We start from the raw sequence: 23687 nt of genomic DNA on the forward strand, positions 1-23687 counted from the left end.
CCGGAAGGTCCTACCCCCTCATGACGCTCGATCCGTTCACTATCATCATGCTCGCCGTCCTGGCGGTACTGATCTTCTTCATGTTCCGCAACTCGCGCAAGCGTCAGGCCGAGGCGCAGAAGCTGCAGTCGAAGGTCCAGCCCGGCGCCCGCGTCATGACGAACTTCGGCGTCTACGGCACGATCGTGTCGATTGACGAAGAAGAGAACCAGGTCCAGCTCGAGGTCTCGCCCGGCACCGTGCTGACCGTGCACCGCCAGACCGTCGCCCGCGTGGTCGAGCCCGCCGTCTCCGAAGACGAGGTCGGTTCCCACGAGGCCATCGATGGCGAGCCCGAGTTCGGCGAGCGCGACGAGGCGCACACGACCGAGACTCCCGGCGACACGACTCCCGACACCAAGAAGTCGGACGACTAAACACTCCCACCCGAGGAACGGCCCGCGTCGATTCGGCGCGGGCTCCTGCAAAGAAAGCAGAACCTGTGGCTGCACCCTCCAAGCGGTCGTCGCGTCCGGCGTCCGTTCGCAAAGCTTGGCGATCGCTCACCTGGCTCGGTGTCATCATCGTCGGCCTCTTCGCCATCAACGCCGCCGGCGTCATCTGGGGCGGTGGTTCCTGGACGCCCAAGCTCGCGCTCGACCTCGAGGGCGGCACGCAGATCATCCTCGAGCCGCAGCTCGAGAGCGGCCAGACCGCGACGCAGGAGCAGCTCGACCAGGCGGTGGCGATCATTCGCCAGCGCGTCGACGCCTCTGGTGTCGCCGAGCCCGAGATCAACACCGAGGGATCGAACGTCGTCGTCCGAATCCCCGGTGAGCTCGACGAGCAGACGCGTGCGCGCATCGAATCGTCGGCGAAGCTCGAGCTCCGCGCCGTGCTCCTCTCCGACGCCGCGAGCAACCAGAAGATCAGCCCGACCGACGACCCGACGGCGACCGACGCGGCCGAGGAACTCTCCTCGACGCCGACGGCCCCTCCGACGGACGGCAGCGACCCCTCGTGGGTCACGCCCGCGCTCCAGGAGGAGTTCGACACGTTCGACTGCTCCACGATCGATGACGTCGAGGCGAACGTGGCGCCGGCCGACGAGCCCCTCGTCACGTGCGACCAGAGCCGCACGGTCAAGTACCTGCTCGGCCCGGTCGAGGCGAGCGGCGAGAACATCGTCGACGCGACCAACGGCCAGGTGCAGACCCAGACCGGTGCGAGCACCGGGACCTGGGCGGTCAACATCCAGTTCGACGACCAGGGCACCAAGGACTTCGCCTCGGTGAGCACGCGACTGTACGGCATGTCCGGCCAGACCCCGCGAGACCAGTTCGCGTTCGTGCTCGATGGTGCGGTCCTCACCGCCCCCTCGATGAACGGCGCGATCACCGACGGCCGCCCGCAGATCACGGGCAACTTCACGCAGGAGTCCTCGAAGGCCCTCGCCGACCAGCTAAAGTTCGGCGCGCTGCCGCTGAGCTTCACCGTGCAGTCCTCGGAGACGATCTCGCCGACGCTCGGCACCTCGCAGCTCCAGGCGGGTCTGCTGGCGGGCCTCATCGGTCTAATCCTCGTCGTGATCTACACCCTGTTCCAATATCGAGCGCTCGGTTCGGTGACGATCGCGTCGCTCGTGATCGCGGGCATCATCACCTACCTGATGATCACGATCCTGTCGTGGCGCGAGGGCTACCGCCTCTCGCTCGCCGGCATCGCGGGCCTGATCGTCGCCATCGGCTTCACTGCCGACTCGTTCATCGTGTACTTCGAGCGAGTTCGAGACGAGCTCCGCGACGGACGTCCCCTCGTGGGGGCCGTCGAGGCCGGCTGGAAGCGCGCGTTCCGCACGGTGCTCGCGTCGAAGGGCGTCAACCTGCTCGCGGCGGTCGTGCTCTTCGTCCTCGCAGTCGGCAGCGTGAAGGGCTTCGCCTACACGCTCGGTCTCACCACGATCATCGACGTCGTCGTCGTGATCCTGTTCACCCACCCGATGCTGCAGCTGCTCGCGCAGACGAAGTTCTTCTCGAGCGGCAACCCCTGGTCGGGTCTCGACCCGACCGCGCTCGGCGCCGTCTACCGCGGGCGTGCGGAGTTCCGCAAGCCGGTCGCGGTTCCGGCGGCCAAGGCGGCATCGAGTTCGAAGGAAGCCCAGCGTCGTCAGACCATCGCGGAGCGCAAGGCGAACGCGACGGCCGGCGCAGGTTCGAGTGAAGGCAAGGAGTCCTGATGGCGAGCCGTCTGACCACATTCGGTAACGACCTCTACACGGGCAAGCGCTCGTTCAACTTCGTCGCCGGCCGGAAGAAGTGGTACGTCATCGCGGCGGTGCTGATCGCCCTCTCGATCATCGTGCCCGCAGTGCGCGGCGTGCACTTCAGCATCGAGTTCCGTGGCGGTTCGCAGTTCCAGATCGCGGATGTCGCAAACCCCGATCCCGCGATCGCCGAAGACGCTGTCGCCTCCGTGGTGCCCGAGGCGACCACGACCGTCCAGGTCGTCGGCGGCGACGGCATCCGCGTGCAGACCGACCAGCTCGAGCAGGCGGACTCGCTCGCTGTGAGCTCGGCGCTGGCCGAAGCGTACGACGTGCCCCAGTCCGAGGTGACCTCCTCGTTCATCGGCCCGAGCTGGGGTGCGGATGTGACCAGGCAGGCGCTCGTCGGTCTCGGCGCATTCCTTCTGCTGGCCGGCATCATCATGGCGATCTACTTCCGAACCTGGAAGATGTCGCTCGCGGCGATCCTGGCGCTCATCGCCGACCTCATCGTGACCGTGGGTCTCTATGCCGCCGTCGGCTTCGAGATCAGCCCCGCGGCGACGATCGGTATCCTGACGATCCTCAGTTACTCGTTGTACGACACCGTCGTGGTGTTCGACAAGATCCGCGAGAACACCGAGCAGGACGGCAGCGAGTCCCGTCGCACCTTCGCCGAGTCGGTCAACCTCGCGGTGAACCAGACCCTGGTGCGGTCGATCAACACGAGCGTCGTCGCGGCACTGCCCGTCGCCTCGATCCTGTTCATCGGCGCGGGTGCTCTCGGAGCCGACACGCTGCGAGACATCTCGCTCGCGTTGCTCATCGGCATCCTGGTCGGCACGTGGTCGACGGTGTTCCTCGCTGCGCCGCTCTACTCGCAGCTGCGCGAGGGCGAGCCCGTGATCCGTCGACACGACCAGAAGGTCCTCAAGGACCGCGAGCGGGCCGGCGAATCCGCCGGTTCGGAGGCGGAGCCCGCGAACGCGTGATGTCCGCCCTCGGCGAGATCGGCATGTGCACACCTCCGGAGCGACGATAATTGAGTTCCGGAGGTGGGCGCATGACTGAGACTGGGGTCAACTCGACCGCATCGCTGCGTCGGCTCGTGCCGCGCATCTTCTCGAAGGCCACGCCTTCGGGAGCCGTGGACACGCTCCTCCGCACGGTGCGCATGCACCACCCGAAGGCCGACCTCGCGCTCGTCGAGCGCGCGTACACCGTCGCCGAACGCGCCCACGAGGGCCAGAAGCGCAAGAGCGGTGAGCCGTACATCACCCATCCGATCGCGGTCGCGCAGATCCTCGCGGATCTCGGCATCGGGTCGAAGACCGTCGCGGCCGCGCTCCTGCACGACACCGTCGAAGACACGGCCTACACCCTCGATCAGGTGCGCGCCGACTTCGGCGACGAGATCGCGATGCTGGTCGACGGCGTCACCAAGCTCGACAAGGTCAAGTACGGCGACTCCACCCAGGCCGAGACCGTCCGCAAGATGATCGTCGCGATGTCGAAGGACATCCGCGTGCTGATCATCAAGCTCGCAGACCGACTGCACAACGCGCGCACGTGGGGATTCGTCCCGGCCGAGTCCGCCACCCGCAAGGCGACCGAGACGCTCGAGATCTACGCGCCGCTCGCGCACCGACTCGGTATCCAGACGATCAAGTGGGAGCTCGAGGACCTCTCCTTCGCGGTCCTCTACCCGAAGCTCTACGCCGAGATCGAAAGCCTCGTCAGGCAGCGCACGCCGCAGCGCGAGGAGTTCGTGCAGCAGGTCATCGACCTCGTGAACGACGATCTCAAGAGCGCCCGCATCCGTGGCAAGGTCGCCGGGCGTCCCAAGCAGTACTACTCGATCTACCAGAAGATGATCGTTCGCGGACGCGACTTCGACGAGATCTACGACCTCGTCGGCATCCGTGTGCTCGTCAACTCCGTGCGGGACTGCTACGCGGTGCTCGGCTCGATTCACGCACGGTGGACTCCGGTGCCTGGCCGATTCAAGGACTACATCGCCACGCCGAAGTTCAACCTCTACCAGTCGCTGCACACGACGGTGATCGGTCCGAAGGGCCGCCCGGTCGAGATCCAGATCCGCACGCACGACATGCACCAGCGTGCCGAGTACGGTGTCGCCGCGCACTGGAAGTACAAGGAGCGCATGGCCACGGGCCGTGCCGACCCCGCGACGGCGAGCGCCAACGAGACGGACATGGCCTGGCTCGCGCACATCTCCGACTGGCAGGCCGAGACGGCCGACCCCGGGGAGTTCCTCGATTCGCTCCGCTACGAGATCGGTGCGAAGGAGGTCTACGTCTTCACGCCCAAGGGCCGCGTGATCGGTCTGCCCTCCGGGGCGACACCGGTCGACTTCGCCTATGCGGTGCACACCGAGGTCGGCCACCGCACCATGGGGGCGAAGGTCAATGGCCGCCTCGTCCCGCTCGAGAGCACGCTCGCCAGCGGCGACGTCGTCGAGGTGTTCACCTCGAAGAACCCCGATTCGGGGCCGAGCCAGGACTGGCTCGGCTTCGTCAAGAGCCCCCGCGCGCGCAACAAGATCCGCCAGTGGTTCACCAAGGAGCGTCGCGACGAGGCGATCGAGCAGGGTCGCGACGCCATCGCGCGGGCCATGCGCAAGCAGAACCTTCCGCTGCAGAAACTGATGAGTCAGGACTCGTTCGCCGAGGTCGCCGCGCAGCTCCGCTACGAGGACGTCTCCGCGCTGTACGCGGCGGTCGGCGAGGGGCACGTGTCGACGCAGTCGGTGCTCGAGAAGGTCGTCGCGCTCGTGCGCGACGCCGACGAGGGCGACGAGCCCGAGCTCCCGGTCCCGACGCGCTCCCGCACCGTGCAGCGCCACTCCGACTCCGGCGTGCTCGTGCGCGGGGCGCCCGACATTCTCGTCAAGCTCGCCCGGTGCTGCACCCCGGTGCCCGGTGATGCGATCGTCGGGTTCATCACACGCGGGTCCGGTGTCTCCGTGCACCAGTCGACGTGCCACAACGTGCAGTCGCTGATGCGCGAGCCCGAGCGCATGATCGACGTCGAATGGGCGCCGAGTTCGAAGAGCGTGTTCCTCGTGCAGATCCAGATCGAGGCCCTCGACCGGGCGGGTCTGCTCTCCGACGTGACGCGCGTGCTGTCGGAGCACCACGTGAACATCCTCTCTGCGAGCGTCTCCACATCGACCGACCGCCTGGCGCTCAGCCGGTTCGTCTTCGAGATGGGAGACACCACCCATCTGGATCGCGTGCTGAACGCGGTTCGACGCATCGACGCGGTCTACGACGTCTACCGCGTCAGCGACGGTTGAGACTCGCTGAAGCCCGATCGAGCCGGGACATCGCCTGCGACTTGTGAGGCAGGCGCGCGGTGTGCTCGAGTCGATGACGCACCGCGGCCTCGAGTTCGAGGTGCTCCTCGAGCAGGGAGGCGACCACGAACGTGGTCTGCTCGTCGGGCGCCGACGAGTCGCGCAGGAGGTCGAACACGGTGCGACCGAGCGACGTGCACCTCACCGCTCCGTATGCGTCGACCTCGGAAGCCTGGATCTTCACCTCGCGAACGGTGATGTTCGGATCGGTGATCACCGAGATCCGCGCCTCGATCGGAACGCAGAACTGCGCCCGCGCGGGCGGAGCGAGCCGTGCGCCGAGAACCCACGCCGCCGACATCCGTTCGATGATGAGCGATCTGGGCGCGCTGTGGGCGACGACGAGGGCGCGGAACGTCGGGACGTCGGGTTCGTCGATCGGAGCCCACGCGCCGGCGATCGCGACGAGGTCGCCATCGATCCGAGCGGCGCAGAGCTCGGCGATCGAGAAGTCATCGGTGCCGAGCACCGCGGGAACTTTGGCCATGCCCCATGATCGCGTCGGCCCGCGGGTGATCCCGAGGAATCGAGTCGATTGTGGAGAACTCGTCGGTCAGCCGGTGGCCGCGCTCGGACCTCGTCGGGTCGACGGAAACGGCCCCGGGTCGCGATCGCGCGGAGGCGTCGCGGCCGGGGCCGTCTGCATCGTGCGGGTCAGCCGCCGACGGCCTTGAGCCAGGCGCGTCGCGCCTCGAGCGCCTCGCGGGCTTCGGCCGTGGCGCGTGCGTCGCCGGCGGCCTCGGCGGCAGCGAGGTCCGCCTCGAGCTTCGCGATCGCGTCGTGCAGCTGCCCGAGCATGCCCTCGGAGCGGGCCTTCTTCTCGGGATCCTCGCGCTCCCAGCGCTCGTCCTCGAGGGAGCGGACGTGGTTCTCGACCTTGCGCAGTCGATCCTCGACGGGGCGGACCTGATCGCGCGGAACTCGTCCGATCTCGTCCCATTCGCGCTGGACCTTGTTGAGTGCGGAGCGAGCCTGCTTGGGGTCCTTCTCGCCGAGGATCTTGTCGGTCTCGTCGAGCAGGGCCAGCTTGGCCGTGAGGTTCGCCTGGTATTCCTCGTCGTCGCGAGCGTCGATCTCGGCCTTGGCGCCGAAGAGCACGTCGCCGGCGGCCTTGAACTTCGCCCACAGTGCATCGTCGAGCTTCTTGCCGGCGCGGCCGGCCAGCTTCCACTCGTCGAGCAGCAGACGATAGTCGCCGATGCCGTCGGCACCGCGGGGTGCGAGCGCCTCGGCACGTTCGATGAGTCGCTGCTTGCGCGTGCGGACGTCGCGGTGCGAGGCGTCGAGATCGGCGAAGAACGCCTTGCGGTGCGTCTCGATGGTCGAACGCGCAGCGCGGAATCGCTTCCAAAGGTCGTTCGCGTCGTTCTTCGGCAGACGAGGGCCGTCCTGCTGGTGACGCTGCCATGCGGCGAAGAGCGAGTCGAGTTCTGCGGAGGTCTGCTTCCACTGGGTCTTCGCGGGATCCTGGGCGGCGAGGGTCTCGGCCTGCTCGACGATGCGCGTGCGCTCGGCGAGGGCGTCGGCGAGCGCCGCCTTGGCCTCTGCCTGCTGCTGCTCGGTCAGCTCCTTCGTGGTGCCGGAGAGCGCCTCGAGACGCGTCGAGAGGGACTCGAGGTCGCCGACCGCGTGCGCATCGACGACGGACGACTTCAGCGTCTCGACGGCCTTCGCGACGTCGGCAGCGGGAGCGCCGCGTCGTGCGCGCTGCTCGAGCAGGCTCACCTGGCCGGCGAGATCTGCGTACTTGCGCTCGAAGTAGGCGAGTGCCTCTTCTGGAGTCGCGTCGGGGTACTGCCCGACTTCGCGCTCACCGTCGTTCGTGCGAACGAAGACGGTGCCCGTCTCGTCGACGCGGCCCCACGGCTGCTGTACTGAATCGGTCACGGCCTCACCCTGTCGTGCTCGGAAGCCGCCCGTCGGGCGGCGTTGACGTCTTCAACCCTATTGCACCGCCGGGCGGGGGTGCTGGCCGCGGTCACTCGACGGTCGCGGACGTGATGGCCACCGGAACCACCGGTGCGCCGTCGGTGCCGCCGTCGACCACGCCGGCGTCGATGACCTGCGCCTGGAGCTGGTCGAGTCCGCTCGTGACCCGGCCGATGACCGTGTACCCGCCGATGCCGTTCTCGGCCGGGAGCGTGGTGTCGGCGTAGACGATGAAGAACTGGCTGCCCTGGCTGTAGCCGTTGCCGCCCTGGCGCGCCATGGCGATCGTGCCCGCGGGGTAGACGCCGTCGGCGGGGTCGTTCTCGACCGGGCCGTAGCTGTAGCCCGGTCCGCCCGTGCCGTCGCCGTTCGGGTCGCCGCACTGCAGCACGAAGATGCCGTCCGTCGTGAGACGGTGGCATCCGACGCCGTCGTAGAAGCCCGACTGGATGAGGCTGATCTCGCTGGAGACCGCCTGCGGCGCTGCGGCGCCGTCGAGCTCGATGCCGAGCGGGATGTCGTTCAGCGTGAGGGTGCCGGTCCACGTGCGGCCCTCGGCGAGGTCGGACGAGGGCACGTCGCCGGTGTTCTCGCCCGCCGCGTCGGTCGGGGGAGCCGTCGTGGCCTCTGGGCTCGCGACGGGCTCCGACGTGCCGGGGCCGCCGTTGAAGAAGAGCAACTGGGCGCCGATCGCGATCACGAGGACGACGACGAGCGCGACGGCGGCGATCACGTTGTCGCGGGTGCGTCGACGCACCTTGCCCTCGTGCACCTGCTGTCGTGCCTGGTAGGTGCGAAGTCGCGCTCGTTCCTCGCGCGCCTGACGGTCGTTGGATGCCACGATGCTCCTTCTGGGGGACTCCTGCGAGCAGACTCTACGCAAGCGCAGGTTCCGGCACCAATCGCATGCCGGCTCGTGTCGCCCGGTCGTGAGCGCGAGGGGACTGTCGGATGCCGCGGCTACGCTTGATCGCATGGTGAACACCGCGCAGGGCCTGCGTTCCGGCGCGACGCCGTTGGCCGTGCGCATGCGGCCGACGAGCCTCGACGAGGTGGCAGGTCAGCGGCACCTGCTCTCGCCGGGTTCTCCGCTGGTCGCCCTCGCCGGCGATCGCACCGGCGAGTCGGGCTCCGTCTCGGTGATCCTGTGGGGCCCGCCCGGCACGGGCAAGACCACGCTCGCGCAGGCGATCGCCAGATCCTCGGGGCGCAAGTTCGTTGAACTCTCCGCGGTGTCGGCCGGCGTGCGCGACGTGCGCCAGGTCATGGAGGAGGCGCGCTCGAGTCGCGACCTCTACGGCGTCTCCACCGTGCTGTTCCTCGACGAGATCCACCGTTTCACGAAGGCCCAGCAGGATGCCCTGCTCCCCGGCGTCGAGAACGGCTGGGTGATCCTCGTCGCCGCGACGACCGAGAACCCGTCGTTCTCGGTCATCTCGCCGCTGCTCTCGCGGTCTCTGCTGCTGACGCTCGAACTGCTCTCGGACGACGACCTCGGACTGCTCGTCGATCGTGCGGTCGCCGATGCACGTGGGCTCGCCGGTTCCGTCGACCTCGAACCCGAGGCCCGCGCCGCGATCGTGCGGCTCGCCTCCGGCGATGCCCGACGCGCCCTGACCGCGCTCGAGGCGGCCTCCGTCGCCGCGGCCGGGGTGCTCGCCGACGAACTGCGCGAGGCCGAGGGCGATGCCGAAGCCGAAGCCGACGGGGACGAGCGCGACGAGGGTGACGACAGCGCCGACCGTGATGCGAGCGGCGACGGTGATGCGAGGCAGGGCGACGATCAGACCGACGACGACGGTGCGGATGCCGCGGCGCCGTCGCGTGCGGTCATCACGGCCGAGCTCGTGGCCCGTGCCGTCGACCGCGCCCTCCTGCGGTACGACCGCAACGGCGATGAGCACTACGACGTCATCAGCGCGTTCATCAAGTCCGTGCGAGGCAGCGACGTCGATGCGGCCCTCCACTACCTCGCCCGCATGATCGAAGCCGGCGAGGATGCCCGCTTCATCGCGCGCCGCATCATCGTGCTGGCTTCTGAGGACATCGGGCTGGCCGATCCTTCCGCGCTCGGCGTGGCCGTGGCGGCCGCCGACGCCGTGCAGTTCATCGGCATGCCCGAAGGGCGCATCCCGCTCGCGCAGGCCGTCGTGCACCTGGCCACTGCACCCAAGTCCAACGCCGCCTACCTGGGCATCGACAAGGCCATCGCCGACGTTCGCGCAGGCAAGGCCGGTCGCGTGCCGAAGCACCTGCGCGACGCGCACTACCCCGGTGCCAAGCGGCTCGGGCACGGCAAGGGCTACCGGTATCCGCACGACGACCCGATCGGCGTCGTCGGCCAGGAGTACCTGCCCGACACGCTCCGCGGAGCGGTCTACTACGAGCCGACCGAGCACGGCAACGAACGCGAGGTCTCGGCGCGGCTCGCGAAGCTGCGACGCATCGTGCGCGGGGGAGCGAAGGGCCGGTAGCCGTCTGGAGGGTGATGGCGCACGGGGCCGGACACGCGGCATCCGCCATGGTAGGATGGTCGCTGGCCTGAAGCCTGATGCTCGAGCGCGGCTGCGAGAGCGTCACCGGCGAACGGGTGCGATCTGTAGCCGATCCACCCTTGGCGAATCCCTCTGACACCGTTTCCGGCGCACGATCGCGCCGCGATTCCACTTGAGATTCTTCCGAAAGGACATTCGTGTCGAACCAGTCACGTAGCAAGACCCGCCTCTCCCGCGCCCTCGGTGTCGCCCTGACCCCGAAGGCCGCGCGCTACATGGAGAAGCGCCCCTATGCTCCCGGCGAGCACGGTCGCACCAAGCGCAAGCAGGACAGCGACTACGCCGTGCGTCTGCGCGAGAAGCAGCGTCTGCGTGCCCAGTACGGCATCCGCGAGAAGCAGCTGAAGATCGCCTACGTCGAGGCCAAGCGCACCGCCGGCCAGACCGGTGAGAACCTGGTCGAGCTGCTCGAGATGCGTCTCGACGCGCTCGTGCTGCGCGCCGGCTTCGCCCGCACCATCACGCAGGCCCGCCAGTTCGTCGTGCACCGTCACATCCTCGTCGACGGCCAGCTCGTCGACCGTCCCTCCTTCCGCGTGAAGCCGGGCCAGCTCATCCACGTGAAGGCGCGCTCCGAGGGCACCGAGCCGTTCCAGGTCGCCGCAGCCGGCGGTCACGTCGACGTGCTCCCCAAGACCCCCGGCTACCTCGAGGTCGAGCTCGACAAGCTCCAGGCCACGCTCGTCCGTCGTCCGAAGCGCGCCGAGGTCCCCGTGACCTGCGAAGTGCAGCTCGTCGTCGAGTACTACGCCGCTCGCTGATCCAGCGTTCGTCGACAGGGGTCGTGGAGGGTTTCCTCCACGGCCCCTGTGCCGTATCCGGCGTCGGCCCGCGGCATCCGCCCCGCCACTAGACTGTTCGAGAAGACGCGGCGGTGCGCCGGGACGTTCGAGCGCCCGAGTCCCCGTCGGCACGACAACTCTGAGGGAGCACTTCGTGAAGAGCATTCTGTGGTTCGCGGTCGGCATCATCGGCGGCTTCGTCGTGGCGCACCAGGTGAACCAGACCGCACAGGGTCGGGAGTTCTTCTCGTCGGTCGACGCCAAGGCCAAGGCCTTCGGGCGCGCCGTCGCCGACGGCTACCACGAGCGCGAGGCCGAACTGAAGTCCCTCGCCGACGAACTCGTCGACTGAGCCGCCGCCTTCACTTCCTTCCACCCGGAGGCGACTCCGGCAGCAGAACCCAGATCGGAATCATGCAGACCGCAGACATCCGCCAGCGCTGGCTGGACTTCTTCGCACGCCGCGGACACACCGTCGTGCCGTCCGCCTCGCTCGTCTCCGACGACCCCACGCTGCTCTTCACGGTAGCCGGGATGGTGCCATTCGTGCCGTACCTCACGGGCATCGTGCCCGCGCCGTACCCTCGCGCCACGAGCGTGCAGAAGTGCATCCGCACCAACGACATCGAAGAGGTCGGCAAGACGCCGCGCCACGGCACGTTCTTCCAGATGAACGGCAACTTCTCGTTCGGCGACTACTTCAAGGAAGGCGCCATCTCGATGGCGTGGGAGCTCCTGACCTCCTCCGAGGCCGACGGCGGCTACGGCTTCGCGCCCGAGGACCTCTGGGTCACGGTCTACGAGGACGACGACGAGGCGATCGAACTCTGGAAGAAGGTGGCCGGCCTTCCGGACGAGCGCATCCAGCGTCTCGGCAAGGACACCAACTACTGGCACACCGGCCAGCCGGGACCGGCCGGCCCGTGTTCCGAGATCTTCTTCGACCGCGGCCCCGCATACGGCATCGACGGCGGCCCTGCCACCGACGACGACCGGTACGTCGAGATCTGGAACCTCGTGTTCATGCAGTACCTCATCGACGACGTGAAGTCGAAGACCGACTTCCGCATCGTGAAGGAACTGCCGAAGAAGAACATCGACACCGGCATGGGACTCGAGCGCGTCGCCTTCATCAAGCAGGGCGTCGAGAACATGTACGAGATCGATCAGGTGCGTCCGGTCCTCGATCGCGCGGCCGAGCTCTCGGGTCGCGCCTACGGCGCGAACCACGACGACGACGTGCGCATGCGCGTCATCGCCGACCACGTGCGCTCCGCCCTGATGCTCATGAGCGACGGCGTCGCGCCGTCCAACGAGGGTCGCGGCTACATCCTCCGCCGCCTCCTGCGCCGCAGCATCCGCGCGATGCGGCTGCTCGGTGTCGACGGAGCGACGTTCCGCGAGCTGTTCGCAGCCTCGCGCGATGCCATGAAGGCCGCCTACCCCGAGGTCGAGCGCGACTACGCCCACATCGAGCAGCTGGCGCTCGGCGAGGAGGCGATCTTCCTCCGCACGCTCGAGTCCGGAACGTCGATCCTCGACGGTGCCGTCGGCGAGACGAAGGCGGCGGGCAAGGCCGAGCTCGCGGGCAACACCGCGTTCCTCCTGCACGACACCTACGGCTTCCCGATCGAACTCACCCTCGAGATGGCCGACGAGGCCGGCCTCGCGGTCGACCGGATCGCCTTCGACGAGCTCATGACGGCGCAGCGCACGCGTGCCAAGGCCGACGCGAAGTCGAAGAAGAAGGTGCTCGCCGACCTGTCGGTCTACGCCGACTACCGCGCCAAGGGCGAGACGGTCTTCACCGGCTACACCGAGCTCCTGACGGAGTCGAGCGTCCTCGGCATCCTCGTCGACGGCCAGCCCGTCGCGGCGGCGGTGGCAGGTCAGACGGCCGAGGTCATCCTCGCGGAGACCTCGCTCTACGCCGAGTCCGGCGGCCAGGCGCCCGATCAGGGCCGCATCGTCGGCGACGGATTCGAACTCCAGGTGCTCGACGTGCAGAAGCCCGTCAAGGGCCTCATCAGCCACACCGTGAAGGTGGTCTCGGGCGAGGTCGGCGTCGGCGTGCCCGCGACGAGCGTGGTCGACGAGCAGTACCGCCGCGGCGCGACGCAGGCGCACTCGGGCACGCATCTCGTGCACGCAGCGCTCCGCGAGGTGCTCGGGCCGAACGCGCACCAGTCCGGTTCGTACAACAAGGCCGGATACCTGCGCCTGGACTACGGCTGGAATCAGGCGCTCTCGGCGGAGACCCGCACCGAGATCGAGGAGATCTCGAACAACGCGGTGCGCGACAACCTCGAGGTCGTCACGCGCGAACTCCCGCTCGACGAAGCCAAGGCGCTCGGCGCGATGGCCCTGTTCGGCGAGAAGTACGGCGACGTCGTGCGCGTGGTCGACATCGGCGGCCCGTGGTCGCGCGAGCTCTGCGCCGGAACGCACGTGCGCTCGAGTTCGGAGATCGGCATGATCAACATCATCGGCGAGTCCTCGGTCGGCGCCTCGAACCGCCGTGTCGAGTCCCTCGTCGGCCTCGACGCGTTCCGCCGGTTCGCCGCGGAGCGAGCCCTCGTCTCCGAGCTGAGCTCGAACCTCAAGACGCGACCCGACCAGCTCGTCGAGCGCATCGGCGACCTCGTCGCGAACCTGAAGTCCGCCGAGAAGCGCATCGCGCAGTTCGAGGCCAAGGCGCTCACCGATCGGGTCCCGGCCCTCGCCGCGAACGCCGTGCGTACGGGCGACGTGCTCCTGGTCGCCGAGACCGTCGGTTCGCTGGGATCCGGCGACGAGCTGCGCTCGCTCGCGACCGCGGTGCGGGGCAGGCTCGGCGACGCGGCATCCGTCGTGGCCTTGACCGCCGAGGTCGGCGGCCGCCCGGTCGCGATCGTCGCGACCTCGCCTGCGGCGCGTGACGCCGGGGCGAATGCGGGGGCGCTCGCGAAGACCATGGCGGGCGTGCTCGGCGGCGGTGGCGGCGGCAAGCCCGACCTCGCGCAGGGCGGCGGCAGCGACCTGACGGCGATCCCCGCCGCGCTCGACGCGGTCCGCCGCGCGTTCGCGGGCTGATCCCGATGCGTTCCGGTGCGCGTCTCGGCATCGATGTCGGTCGAGCGCGCATCGGGGTCGCCCGGAGCGACGTCTCAGGCATGCTCGCCGTGCCGATCGAGACGGTGTCCCGCGCGAGCGACGGCGATGCCGACATCCGTCGAGTCCTCGAGCTGGCCGAGGAGTACTCGGCGTTCGAACTCGTGGTCGGGCACCCGCTCTCGATGTCGGGGAACGCGACGCCGTCGACCGAGGACGCCGTCGCGTTCGCGCAGCGACTCGCCGAACGCGGCGCCGTGGTGCGACTCGTCGACGAGCGCCTCTCGACGGTGAGTGCGCAGCAGGCGCTGCGCGCCTCCGGTCGGTCGACTCGCACGCAACGTCCAGTCGTCGACCAGGTCGCGGCCGTTATCATTCTGCAACACGCACTCGACAGCGAGCGCTCATCGGGAAATCCGCCCGGACGTGCGCTCGACCCCGACGAAGGGCCGTCCACCCTGTGACTCAGCTCCCCCCAGAGCGCCGTGATCCGAACTCCCAGCGTGCTGCCACCGACTGGCACGCGCTGCTCAGCGGTGATGCCCAGGCCGATGCGGCGCGCCGTGCTGCCGCCCCCGCGCAGCCCGCGCAGCAGCCGTCCGCCGACGCGGGCGGCGCAGCAGCCGATCCGTCGCGTCCGCTGACCCGTCGCGAGCTCCGCGAACGCGAGCAGCGAGCGCAGGAGGCCCAGGCGACTCAGGCCCAGGCGATTCAGGCCCAGGCGACGCCCGTGCAGCAGCCGGTGCCGCCGGCACCCGACGTGCAGCCCTCGCGGGTCCCCGAGTATGCGGCGCGGGCGGCCGGTCGCCCGCACCCCGCCCCGTCGGCCTCGTACGGCGAGCCCACGCAGACCGAACCGCCGGTCGATCCGTTCGCGGTCTCGCGGTCGGATCGGCGCGCCGACGCCTACGACGACTACCACGAGCCGAAGAAGAAGCGTCGGGCTCCGTGGGGCTGCCTCATCGGGCTGCTCATCGTCGGTGCGCTCGTCGCCGGCGCCGCGTTCTTCCTGCAGGGGCCGATCTCCGCCGTCGTCGCCCACTTCACGCCGGCCGCCGACTACGACGGCGCCGGCACGGGCGAGGTCGTCTTCATGATCCACGACGGCGACACCGGGTCCTCGATCGCCGAGAACCTCGTGTCCCAAGACGTGGTGGCGTCGTACGACGCGTTCTACGACCTGCTGCTCGCGCAGTCACCGGAGCCCGAGTTCCACCCGGGTGCCTATCAGATGGCCTCCCAGATGAGCGCGCAGGCCGCGCTCGACGCCCTCACGGACCCGGCGAACAAGCTCGAGAACACCTTCGTGATCCCGGAGGGCACCGCCCTGCCCGATGTGCTCGTCTCTGCATCGGAAGGCACCGGAGTCCCGCTCGAGGAACTGCAGGCCGCGGCCACCGAATCGCCCCAGTCGTACGGGCTTCCGGCCGAGGCGACGACGCTCGAGGGATTCCTCGCCCCGTTGACGTACACCCTCGACCCCGGCGTCGACGCGCGCGGTGTGCTGCAGAGCATGGTCGACAGCCAGATGGCGACGCTCGACGCCGCCGGCGTCGCGCCGGCCGACCGGTGGAAGACCGTCATCCTCGCGTCGATCGTGCAGCGCGAGGCGGGTTCGAACCTCGACGACTTCCCGAAGATCGCTCGGGTGTTCCAGAACCGTCTCGACCAGGGCATGAACCTCCAGTCCGACGCGACCGTGGCCTACGGCACGGGGAACATGCACACCGTCTGGACCACCGACGAGGAGCGCGCCGATGCCGGCAACCTCTACAACACGTACGCGAACCCGGGCCTGCCGGTCGGTCCGATCGGCAATCCGGGGGAGGTCGCGATCAATGCGGCCCTCCATCCCGCCGACGGGACCTGGCTGTTCTTCGTGCCGGTGAACCTCGCGACCGGCGAGACCGTCTTCTCGACCACGGTCGACGAGCACGAGGCCGCGGTCGCGCAACTGCAGGAGTGGTGCGCCGCCAGTGACGAGAACGCCGCCTACTGTGAATGACGGGCGCACCCGCCTGGCCGTTCTCGGCAAGCCGATCGCGCACTCGAAGAGCCCCGGCCTGCACCGGGCCGCGTACCGCAGGCTCGGGCTCGAGTGGGAGTACGACCGCATCGAGATCGACGGAGCCGAGGTCGGCGAGTTCGTCACGAGCCGCGACGATGCGTGGCGCGGCCTCTCGCTCACGATGCCGCTGAAGTACGACGTCATTCCGGTGCTCGACGAGGTCGACGAGATCGCCCGCATCACGGGCGCCGCGAACACGGTGCTCTTCGACGGCAGGCGCCGCCTCGGATTCAACACGGACGTCGGCGGCATCGTCCGCTCGCTCGGCGAAGCCGGCGTCGACCACGCGCGCACGGCGATCGTGATCGGCGGAGGCGCGACCGCGGCATCCGCGCTGGTCGCCCTCGCCGAGCTCGGAGTCGCCCACGTGCGCCTGCTGCTGCGTCGGCCAGAGGCAGGGGCCGCACTCCTGGAGCTCGGCCGCTCGGTCGGCGTACGCGTCACGTCGGAGCACCTCGTCGAACTGGCGGATGCCGACCCCGTCGACGTCGTGGTGAGCACCCTGCCCGGCGGAACCGACGCCGGCGTCGCGGCATCCGGAGCCCTCATCGGGGGAGCGCTGCTGCTCGACGTCGCCTACGCGCCGTGGCCGACGCCGCTCGCGTCGCAGTGGATCGACGCCGACGGCCGCGTCATCGACGGCAGCGGCATGCTGCTTCACCAGGCGCTGCTGCAGGTGCGCGTCTTCGTCGGCGGAGATCCCACCGTGCCGTTGCCCGACGAGCACGACGTGCTCGCCGTCATGCGCGAATCCCTCTGACTCCGCTGTGGAAGGATAGAAGGCATGCTTCGTTGGCTCACAGCCGGAGAATCGCACGGCCCCGAGCTCGTCGCGATCCTCGAGGGTCTTCCCGCCGGTATCCCCGTTTCGCTCGATGACATCCGTGCCGACCTGGCGCGCCGCAAGCTCGGCTACGGCCGTGGCGCGCGCATGAAGTTCGAGCAGGACGAGCTCGCGATCTCGGGCGGTGTGCGCCACGGGCTCAGTCTCGGCAGCCCGATCGCGCTTCGCGTGGGGAACACCGAGTGGCCGAAGTGGCAGGAGGTCATGAGCCCCGAGCCCATCGACCCCGCGCGCCTCGGCCGCGGTCGCGGCGCCGCGCTCACCCGCCCCCGACCCGGTCACGCCGACCTCGTCGGCATGCAGAAGTACGACTTCGACGAGGCGCGTCCGGTGCTCGAGCGCGCCAGCGCCCGCGAGACGGCGGCCAGGGTCGCGCTCGGCGCGATCGCCCGCAGCTTCCTCTCGGAACTCGGCATCGAGCTCGTCGCGCACACCATCGCCATCGGCCCCGTGCGGGTGCCCGAAGGCCGGCCGCTGCCGCTGCCCCGCGACGTCGACGCGCTCGACGGCGACCCGCTGCGCTGCTTCGACGTCGAGACGTCGGCGCTCATGGTCGCCGAGGTCGATTCGGCGCACAAGGACGGCGACACGCTCGGCGGCGTCGTCGAGGTGCTGGCGTACGGCGTGCCGCCCGGCCTCGGCTCGCACGTGCACTGGGATCGCCGTCTCGACTCGCAGCTCGCCGCCGCGCTCATGGGCATCCAGGCGATCAAGGGCGTCGAGGTCGGCGACGGCTTCGAGACCACCCGGCGCCGCGGCTCGGCCGCGCACGACGAACTCCACCTGTCCGACGGCCGCATCGTGCGCGCCAGCGACCGCGCGGGCGGCACCGAGGGCGGCATGTCCACGGGTACCGTGCTGCGCGTGCGCGCGGGCATGAAGCCGATCGCGACGATCCCGCACGCACTGCCGACCGTCGACGTCGCGACCGGCGAGGCCGCGGCCGCGCACCACCAGCGATCGGATGTCTGCGCGGTCCCCGCGGCCGGCGTCGTCGCCGAGGCCATGGTCGCGCTCACGCTCGCGAACGCCGTGCTCGAGAAGTTCGGCGGCGACTCCGTCGGCGAGACGCGCCGCAACCTCGAGTCGTACCTCGCGGCGATCCCCGATGCGCTCCGCACGGAGGTCGTCTCGGCGGATGCCGCTCCGATCCGTGGCTGACGTCGGGGCGCACGCCCTGCAGCTCCCGCTCGTGCTCATCGGCCCGATGGGCGCGGGCAAGTCACGCGTGGGAGGCCGACTCGCGACATCCGTCGGCGTGCCGTTCATCGACACCGACACGCGCATCGAGCAGCGGCACGGCCCGATCGACGCGATCTTCGCGCGCGACGGCGAAGCCGCCTTCCGTGCCCTCGAACGCGACGTCGTGGCCGAGGCGCTCACCGAGCCGGCCGTGGTCTCGCTCGGCGGCGGTGCGGTGCTGCACCCCGACACCAGGGCCGATCTCGAGGAGGCCGCCGTCGTCTGGCTGACGGTGACGCCCGAGGCGGTCGCCGTCAGACTCGTCGGCGGCAACCGGCCCCTGCTCGCGGGCGGCGGCATCGAACGCTGGAAGGCCATCCAGGTCGAGCGGGAGCCGGTCTACGCCTCGCTCGCCGACCTCGAGATCGACACGTCGCGCCGCTCGGTCGCACGTATCGTCGAACAGATCACCGAGCGCTTCGGAGGAACACGATGACCGCAGCCGAGTCCAGCACGAGCATTCGCGTCGGGGGAGAGGGCGGCTACGACGTCGTCATCGGCAACGGCGTGCTCGCCGACCTCGGCGAGGCGCTCGGCCCGGCCGTCAGGAAGGTGCTCGTCGTGCACCCGGCGACGCTCGGCGCACGTGCCGCAGCGCTGCGGGAGGCGCTCTCCGATCGCTTCGAGGTGCTCCTCGCCGAGATCCCCGACGCCGAGGCCGGCAAGCGCATCGAGGTCGCCGCGTTCTGCTGGCAGGTGCTCGGGCAGGCCGACTTCACGCGAACCGACGCGGTCGTGGGCATCGGCGGCGGAGCGGTCACCGATCTCGCCGGATTCGTGGCGGCGACGTGGCTGCGGGGCGTTCGCGTCGTGCAGGTGCCGACGACGGTGCTCGGCATGGTCGACGCGGCCGTGGGCGGCAAGACCGGCATCAACACGAACGAGGGCAAGAACCTCGTCGGCGCGTTCCACCCGCCGGCCGCGGTGCTCTGCGACCTCGACCTGCTCGACACCCTGCCGCGCAACGAGATCCTCGCGGGCTTCGCCGAGATCGTGAAGGCGGGCTTCATCCGCTACCCCGAGATCCTCGACACGATCGAGGCCGACCCCGACGCGACGACCGACCCGACGACGCCGCAGTTCCGCCGGGTCGTCGAGCTCGCGATCCAGATGAAGGCCGACGTCGTCTCCGAAGACCTCACCGAGCAGGGGCTCCGAGAGATCCTGAACTACGGGCACACGCTCGGTCACGCGGTCGAGCACGCCGAGCGCTATCAGTGGCGTCACGGTGCGGCGATCTCGGTGGGCATGGCGTTCGCGGCCGAGCTCGGCCGTCTTTCGGGCCGGCTCTCCGACGAGGTCGCCGACCGGCACCGCAGCATCCTCGAACTGCTCGGCCTGCCCACGAGCTACCCGGCGGGCCGGTGGCCGACCCTGCTCGCCACGATGCAGCGCGACAAGAAGTCCCGCGGCGGCCAGCTGCGGTTCATCGTGCTCGACGACCTCGCCAAGCCCACCGTCATGCAGGCGCCCGACCAGTCGCTCCTGTTCGCCGCCTATCAGGAGATCGGTTCCTGATGTCAGGCGGATCGGTCGCCCGTTCGCGGGGCGTCGTCCCGCGCGGGCGACGGATGCCGCGCCGATAGGCTTCCACTCATGACGACGATCCTCGTACTGAACGGTCCGAACCTCGGCCGGCTCGGCACCCGCGAGCCCGAGGTGTACGGCAGCGAGACGCTCGCGGACATCGGAGCGCAGCTCGCGGCATCCGTTCCCGACGGGGTCGAGATCGACCTGCGCCAGTCCGACGACGAGGCCGAGCTCATCGGGTGGATCCACGAGGCCGTCGACCGCAAGCTGCCGGTCGTGATGAACCCCGCGGCGTTCACGCACTACAGCTACGCACTCCGGGATGCCGCAGCGCAGCTGAAGCAGGCGGGCGTGCCGCTCGTCGAGGTGCACCTCTCGAACCCGCACGCCCGCGAGACGTTCCGGCACACGAGCGTCATCTCGGGCGTGGCGAGCGGCGTGATCGCCGGTTTCGGAGCGGACTCGTACCGCCTCGCCGTCGACGCCGTTCTGCGTTCGCTGGGGTGAGTCGACTACACTCGATCAGTCGCACACCTTCGTCGTGCGCCCGATACTTTCACCGAATCGAACGGAATCACCTTCATGGCAAGCACCGCTGACATCAAGAACGGCGTCGTCCTCTCCATCGACGGGCAGCTCTGGAGCGTCATCGAGTTCCAGCACGTCAAGCCCGGCAAGGGTGGCGCGTTCGTCCGCACCAAGCTGAAGAACGTCGTCTCGGGCAAGGTCGTCGACCGCACGTACAACGCCGGCGCGAAGATCGAGATCGAGAACGTCGACCGCCGGGACTTCAGCTACCTGTACGCCGACGGCGACGGCTTCGTGTTCATGGACACGTCCGACTACGACCAGATCACGGTGCCCGGCACGGTCGTCGGCGACGCCGCGAACTTCATGCTCGAGAACCAGGCCGTGACGATCGCCCTGAACAACGGCAACCCGCTCTACGTCGAGCTGCCGGCATCCGTCGTGCTCGAGATCACCTACACCGAGCCGGGCCTGCAGGGCGACCGCTCGACCGGCGGCACGAAGCCCGCGACCGTCCAGACGGGCTACGAGATCCAGGTCCCGCTGTTCCTCGAGACCGGCACGAAGGTCAAGGTCGACACCCGCGACGGCTCCTACCTCGGGCGCGTGAACGACTAGTGAGTGCCCGCACGAAGGCGCGCAAGCGCGCCCTCGACCTGCTCTACTCCGCGGACATGCGGCAGGTTCCGGTCGAGCAGCTGCTCGTGACCGAAGCCGAGCGTGCCGCCGGCGAACCCGAACGGCAGAAGTCGTGGCTCTACGCGCGCGAGATCGTCGACGGCGTCGTCGATCACCGCGAGGAGATCGACGAACTCATCACGACGCACTCCCGGGGCTGGACCCTCGAGCGCATGCCCGCCGTCGACCGCGCCCTGCTGCGCATCGGCGCCTGGGAGATCCTCTACAACGACAGCGTGCCCGACCCCGTGGCGATCTCCGAGGCGGTCGAGGCGGCAACCGTGCTGTCGACCGACGACTCGGCCGGGTTCGTCAACGGCCTGCTCGCGGCCATCTCGCACTCCAAGGCCTGACGCCCGACTCGACCAGCCCGACGGCCCGCGCGACGACTTCGCGCGGGCCGTCGTGCTGTGCGAAGGAGCGCGCCAGCCGTTCGGCGGCGCCGCGACCACCCGCCGTTCGTGATGACGGCCGATGCCCGGTCGAGCACCGGCCCGAACGGGATGCGGCCCGCCAGGCGAGCGCATCGGTGATTTCACCGGACCTGCTCATATGAGCAACTCGGTGCTCGCACCGAGAACGGGTTCAGGGTATCGGCTGAGCGCGAATCAGCGTCCCTCCTGACGATGCCCGGTCCTTCCTTGGATGAGATGGTCACCGTCGCCGAACTCCGGCGACGGAATCCACCCAGATCTCGAAGGGATCCGTCATGTCCACCACCGCCATCGGAAGCGGCCGCACCTCCACGGCGGCCGGTCTCGATTCGATCCTCGACCAGGCGAACCGCGCGCAGGCCGTCCTGCAGCGCTTCTTCGCCAAGGCCGGCGTCCCGACGCTCCGCATCGCCCTCGGCCTCGTCTTCCTCGGCTTCGGCGCGCTCAAGTTCCTGCCGGGCGTCAGCCCCGTCGAGGAACTCGTCGTCGCCACCTGGGGTGCGCTGAGCTTCGGCCTCGTCGGCCCGCAGCTCGCCATGGCGCTCACCGCCTTGATGGAGGTCGCCGTCGGGCTCGCGCTCGTGACCGGCGTGTTCCTCCGCATCGGGCTCCTCGTGCTCGCTGCGACGTTCGTCGGCATCTTCTCGCCGCTCGTGTTCTTCGCGGGCGACCTGTTCACGACCGCGGGCCCGACGCTCACCGCGCAGTACGTCCTGAAGGACGTCGTGCTGGTCGGAGCCGCCATGGTCGTGGCCGCCAGGGCGCTGCAGCGACCGATCGGTCGTGTGTGACACGACGTTTCCCACCGGGAACGGCCCTCGCATCGCGAGGGCCGTTCCGTGGTTCGCCGACGTCCGGCGGGTTCCGGTCGCCAGCGGTCCGCCGCCTGTCGTCTGCATCAGGCTCGGCGGCGACTGCGGTTCAGGGCCGGGGGTCGGATGCGTCGTACCCGCGGAACCCCGGCTGGAGCCGGAGCAGGACCGCGACGAGCGCCACGATCAGCAGGCCTCCCGCGAGCGGCGGGAACCAGAGCGCGAGCGACGTCGCGAGCACGCCGACCCAGAGATCGCCGAGACGTGGCCCGCCCGCGACCACCACGACGAACACGCCCTGCATCCGGCCGAGCATCTCGTCGGGCACGGCCGTCATGAGCATGGTGCTCCGGAAGATGGCGCTCACCTCGTCGGATGCGCCGGCGCCGACCAGCAGGACCGCCGCCGCCACGAGGGCGACGGGATTCACGTCCGTGAAGGCCGGCGCCGCGCCTCCCTGGAGGAGCGTGACGGCCAGGACAGCCCCGAAGCCGGCGATGCACGCGCCGTAGACCATGACCGACCGGCCGATCGCGACGCCGTATCGGTGCACGTGCGCGACCGGACCGCTCAAGAGGCTCGTCGTGAACGTGCCCACCGCGAACGCCGCCGTCAGGATTCCGACCGTCACCGGGCCGCCGCCGATCGCGACCGCGCCGACCGCAGGGAGCAGGGCGTACGGCCGACCGAACGTCATCGCGATGAGGTCGATCACGAAGCCGGCGCGGATGTTCGGTGCCTGCTTCAGGAATGCGAGACCGTCGAGGAGCGTGCGGATCGAGGCCCGTCGGGGCTCGCCCTCCGGCGCGATGCGCGGCAGCATGAAGATCCCGAGGAACCCGAATGCGAAGAGCACCAGGTCGACGCCGAAGGTGATCGGGAATCCGACCGTCGCGACGAGCACGCCGCCCAGTGCGGGACCGAGCGTGAGCTGCACACCCGCGCCGATCCCCGAGAGCGCCGCGGCGCGCGACACGAGCTCCGGGGGCAGGATTCGCGGCGTCACGGCCATGTGCGCGCTCCCTGAGACCGTGCCGGCGACCGTGATGACGGTCGTGAGGGCATAGAACGGCCACACCTCGACCCGGCCGCCCGACGCCCTCACCGCGACATCCGCTGCGGAGAGGATGAGGAGCCCCGCGGTGGCGGCCCAGGTCACGGTGGCGCTCGTGATGAGCACGCGTCGGCGGTCGAAGACGTCGGCGAGGACCCCGCCCCAGAGGCCGGCGACGATCATCGGTACGAGCGCGATGCCTCCGACGAGGCCGACGGCGAGCGTCGACTGCGTGATCTCGTACACCTGCAGCCCGACCGCGAGCACCGTCAACTGCGCACCGACGCCCGAGATGACGCCGCCGATCCACAGGCGTGCGAAGGCGGGCGAGGCCCTCAGCGGCGCGAGGTCGACGAACCTGCGCCGGGTTCCCGACGTCGGGGCGGTCGACGCGTCCGCGTCGGCAGGAGCGGGCGGAGCGGAATCGGGCACCGCACGATGCTACGCGTTCCGCGCGACCTGCCGTTTCGAGCCTGATCAGGCGGCTGATAGGCTGGGGGAGTTGGCAACCTTTAAGGCC

The 23687-nt window shown here is 69.6% G+C and carries 22 protein-coding genes; 18 read left to right on the plus strand and 4 right to left on the minus strand.

Features of this window, described 5'->3' with window-relative positions:
* The first annotated feature begins 47 nt into the window (after positions 1-47).
* The 4 genes from yajC (at position 48) to ATC03_RS09405 (ending at position 5561) form a co-directional block, all read left to right on the plus strand.
* Positions 48-416 carry a preprotein translocase subunit YajC gene (gene yajC / locus ATC03_RS09390; protein WP_227820274.1) on the plus strand — a complete coding sequence of 123 codons (369 nt, stop codon included), beginning with the start codon at positions 48-50 and terminating at the stop codon, positions 414-416.
* A gap of 65 nt (positions 417-481) precedes the next feature.
* A complete protein-coding gene (gene secD / locus ATC03_RS09395; RefSeq protein WP_067876026.1) occupies positions 482-2215 on the plus strand; it encodes a protein translocase subunit SecD in 1734 nt (577 codons plus the stop codon).
* Positions 2215-3234, plus strand: coding sequence for a protein translocase subunit SecF (secF, locus tag ATC03_RS09400; RefSeq protein WP_067876029.1), 1020 nt, complete (start codon positions 2215-2217; stop codon positions 3232-3234). Before secD ends, secF begins: the two co-directional genes overlap by 1 nt.
* 71 nt (positions 3235-3305) lie before the next feature.
* Positions 3306-5561, plus strand: coding sequence for a RelA/SpoT family protein (locus ATC03_RS09405; protein WP_067876032.1), 2256 nt, complete (start codon positions 3306-3308; stop codon positions 5559-5561).
* On the opposite strand, the gene ATC03_RS09410 is transcribed toward ATC03_RS09405, so the two are convergent.
* The 3 genes from ATC03_RS09410 to ATC03_RS09420 all read right to left on the minus strand — a co-directional run bounded on the left by ATC03_RS09410 (position 5548) and on the right by ATC03_RS09420 (position 8391).
* Entirely contained in the window at positions 5548-6108 is a 561-nt protein-coding gene (locus ATC03_RS09410) for a hypothetical protein (RefSeq protein WP_067876035.1), read from the minus strand. The genes ATC03_RS09405 and ATC03_RS09410 overlap by 14 nt on opposite strands.
* Positions 6109-6275: 167 nt before the next feature.
* Positions 6276-7508: a DUF349 domain-containing protein gene (locus ATC03_RS09415; RefSeq protein ID WP_067876038.1), complete on the minus strand. Its 1233-nt coding sequence runs from the start codon at positions 7506-7508 to the stop codon at positions 6276-6278.
* 91 nt (positions 7509-7599) lie between these two features.
* Complete coding sequence (locus ATC03_RS09420; protein WP_067876041.1) at positions 7600-8391, minus strand: peptidylprolyl isomerase; 792 nt, start codon at positions 8389-8391, stop codon at positions 7600-7602.
* Between the two features lie 133 nt (positions 8392-8524).
* Between ATC03_RS09420 and ATC03_RS09425 the strand changes: the two genes are divergently transcribed.
* The 14 genes from ATC03_RS09425 (at position 8525) to ATC03_RS09490 (ending at position 22092) form a co-directional block, all read left to right on the plus strand.
* Positions 8525-10024 (plus strand): replication-associated recombination protein A, encoded by a 1500-nt coding sequence (locus tag ATC03_RS09425; RefSeq protein WP_067876044.1) that lies wholly within the window; start codon positions 8525-8527, stop codon positions 10022-10024.
* 218 nt (positions 10025-10242) lie between these two features.
* Complete coding sequence (gene rpsD, locus ATC03_RS09430; protein ID WP_055857549.1) at positions 10243-10866, plus strand: 30S ribosomal protein S4; 624 nt, start codon at positions 10243-10245, stop codon at positions 10864-10866.
* A 175-nt stretch (positions 10867-11041) separates the two neighbouring features.
* On the plus strand, positions 11042-11239 hold the full coding sequence (locus tag ATC03_RS09435; protein WP_067876047.1) for a hypothetical protein: 198 nt from the start codon (positions 11042-11044) through the stop codon (positions 11237-11239).
* 62 nt (positions 11240-11301) lie between these two features.
* The gene (gene alaS / locus ATC03_RS09440; RefSeq protein WP_067876049.1) at positions 11302-13959 is read left to right on the plus strand and encodes an alanine--tRNA ligase; all 2658 of its coding nucleotides are present in this window, start codon (positions 11302-11304) and stop codon (positions 13957-13959) included.
* Between the two features lie 5 nt (positions 13960-13964).
* A complete protein-coding gene (gene ruvX, locus ATC03_RS09445; protein ID WP_067876052.1) occupies positions 13965-14441 on the plus strand; it encodes a Holliday junction resolvase RuvX in 477 nt (158 codons plus the stop codon).
* Positions 14438-15982 (plus strand): endolytic transglycosylase MltG, encoded by a 1545-nt coding sequence (mltG, locus tag ATC03_RS09450; protein ID WP_227820275.1) that lies wholly within the window; start codon positions 14438-14440, stop codon positions 15980-15982. The genes ruvX and mltG overlap by 4 nt, the downstream gene beginning before the upstream one ends.
* Positions 15975-16805, plus strand: a complete 831-nt coding sequence (locus tag ATC03_RS09455; RefSeq protein ID WP_067876055.1) for a shikimate dehydrogenase — start codon at positions 15975-15977, stop codon at positions 16803-16805. The genes mltG and ATC03_RS09455 overlap by 8 nt, the downstream gene beginning before the upstream one ends.
* Before the next feature lie 24 nt (positions 16806-16829).
* Complete coding sequence (gene aroC, locus ATC03_RS09460; protein ID WP_067876058.1) at positions 16830-18050, plus strand: chorismate synthase; 1221 nt, start codon at positions 16830-16832, stop codon at positions 18048-18050.
* Positions 18043-18567 carry a shikimate kinase gene (locus tag ATC03_RS09465; protein ID WP_335622275.1) on the plus strand — a complete coding sequence of 175 codons (525 nt, stop codon included), beginning with the start codon at positions 18043-18045 and terminating at the stop codon, positions 18565-18567. Before aroC ends, ATC03_RS09465 begins: the two co-directional genes overlap by 8 nt.
* A complete protein-coding gene (gene aroB / locus ATC03_RS09470) occupies positions 18564-19649 on the plus strand; it encodes a 3-dehydroquinate synthase (RefSeq protein ID WP_067876064.1) in 1086 nt (361 codons plus the stop codon). The genes ATC03_RS09465 and aroB overlap by 4 nt, the downstream gene beginning before the upstream one ends.
* A 78-nt stretch (positions 19650-19727) precedes the next feature.
* The gene (gene aroQ / locus ATC03_RS09475) at positions 19728-20168 is read left to right on the plus strand and encodes a type II 3-dehydroquinate dehydratase (RefSeq protein WP_067876067.1); all 441 of its coding nucleotides are present in this window, start codon (positions 19728-19730) and stop codon (positions 20166-20168) included.
* A gap of 75 nt (positions 20169-20243) precedes the next feature.
* Positions 20244-20807, plus strand: coding sequence for an elongation factor P (gene efp / locus ATC03_RS09480; RefSeq protein WP_067876070.1), 564 nt, complete (start codon positions 20244-20246; stop codon positions 20805-20807).
* Positions 20807-21220 carry a transcription antitermination factor NusB gene (gene nusB, locus ATC03_RS09485; protein ID WP_067876073.1) on the plus strand — a complete coding sequence of 138 codons (414 nt, stop codon included), beginning with the start codon at positions 20807-20809 and terminating at the stop codon, positions 21218-21220. The genes efp and nusB overlap by 1 nt, the downstream gene beginning before the upstream one ends.
* A gap of 356 nt (positions 21221-21576) precedes the next feature.
* Positions 21577-22092, plus strand: a complete 516-nt coding sequence (locus ATC03_RS09490; RefSeq protein ID WP_067876076.1) for a DoxX family membrane protein — start codon at positions 21577-21579, stop codon at positions 22090-22092.
* Between the two features lie 130 nt (positions 22093-22222).
* Here ATC03_RS09490 and ATC03_RS09495 read toward each other — a convergent pair whose 3' ends face one another.
* Positions 22223-23599, minus strand: coding sequence for an MFS transporter (locus ATC03_RS09495; RefSeq protein WP_179947908.1), 1377 nt, complete (start codon positions 23597-23599; stop codon positions 22223-22225).
* Positions 23600-23687 lie beyond the last annotated feature (88 nt).

Origin of the sequence: Agromyces aureus (assembly GCF_001660485.1) — a bacterium.
Taxonomy (GTDB): Bacteria; Actinomycetota; Actinomycetes; order Actinomycetales; family Microbacteriaceae; genus Agromyces; species Agromyces aureus.

Excerpts from the sequence above, each read along its gene's own strand:
- yajC (WP_227820274.1), top strand. The coding sequence starts at position 48 with ATGCTCGCCGTCCTGGCGGTACTGATCTTCTTCATGTTCCGCAACTCG.
- secF (WP_067876029.1), top strand. The coding sequence starts at position 2,215 with ATGGCGAGCCGTCTGACCACATTCGGTAACGACCTCTACACGGGCAAG.
- ATC03_RS09405 (WP_067876032.1), top strand. The coding sequence starts at position 3,306 with ATGACTGAGACTGGGGTCAACTCGACCGCATCGCTGCGTCGGCTCGTG.
- ATC03_RS09410 (WP_067876035.1), bottom strand. The coding sequence starts at position 6,108 with ATGGCCAAAGTTCCCGCGGTGCTCGGCACCGATGACTTCTCGATCGCC.
- ATC03_RS09425 (WP_067876044.1), top strand. The coding sequence starts at position 8,525 with ATGGTGAACACCGCGCAGGGCCTGCGTTCCGGCGCGACGCCGTTGGCC.
- alaS (WP_067876049.1), top strand. The coding sequence starts at position 11,302 with ATGCAGACCGCAGACATCCGCCAGCGCTGGCTGGACTTCTTCGCACGC.
- ruvX (WP_067876052.1), top strand. The coding sequence starts at position 13,965 with ATGCGTTCCGGTGCGCGTCTCGGCATCGATGTCGGTCGAGCGCGCATC.
- aroC (WP_067876058.1), top strand. The coding sequence starts at position 16,830 with ATGCTTCGTTGGCTCACAGCCGGAGAATCGCACGGCCCCGAGCTCGTC.
- aroB (WP_067876064.1), top strand. The coding sequence starts at position 18,564 with ATGACCGCAGCCGAGTCCAGCACGAGCATTCGCGTCGGGGGAGAGGGC.
- aroQ (WP_067876067.1), top strand. The coding sequence starts at position 19,728 with ATGACGACGATCCTCGTACTGAACGGTCCGAACCTCGGCCGGCTCGGC.
- efp (WP_067876070.1), top strand. The coding sequence starts at position 20,244 with ATGGCAAGCACCGCTGACATCAAGAACGGCGTCGTCCTCTCCATCGAC.
- ATC03_RS09490 (WP_067876076.1), top strand. The coding sequence starts at position 21,577 with ATGTCCACCACCGCCATCGGAAGCGGCCGCACCTCCACGGCGGCCGGT.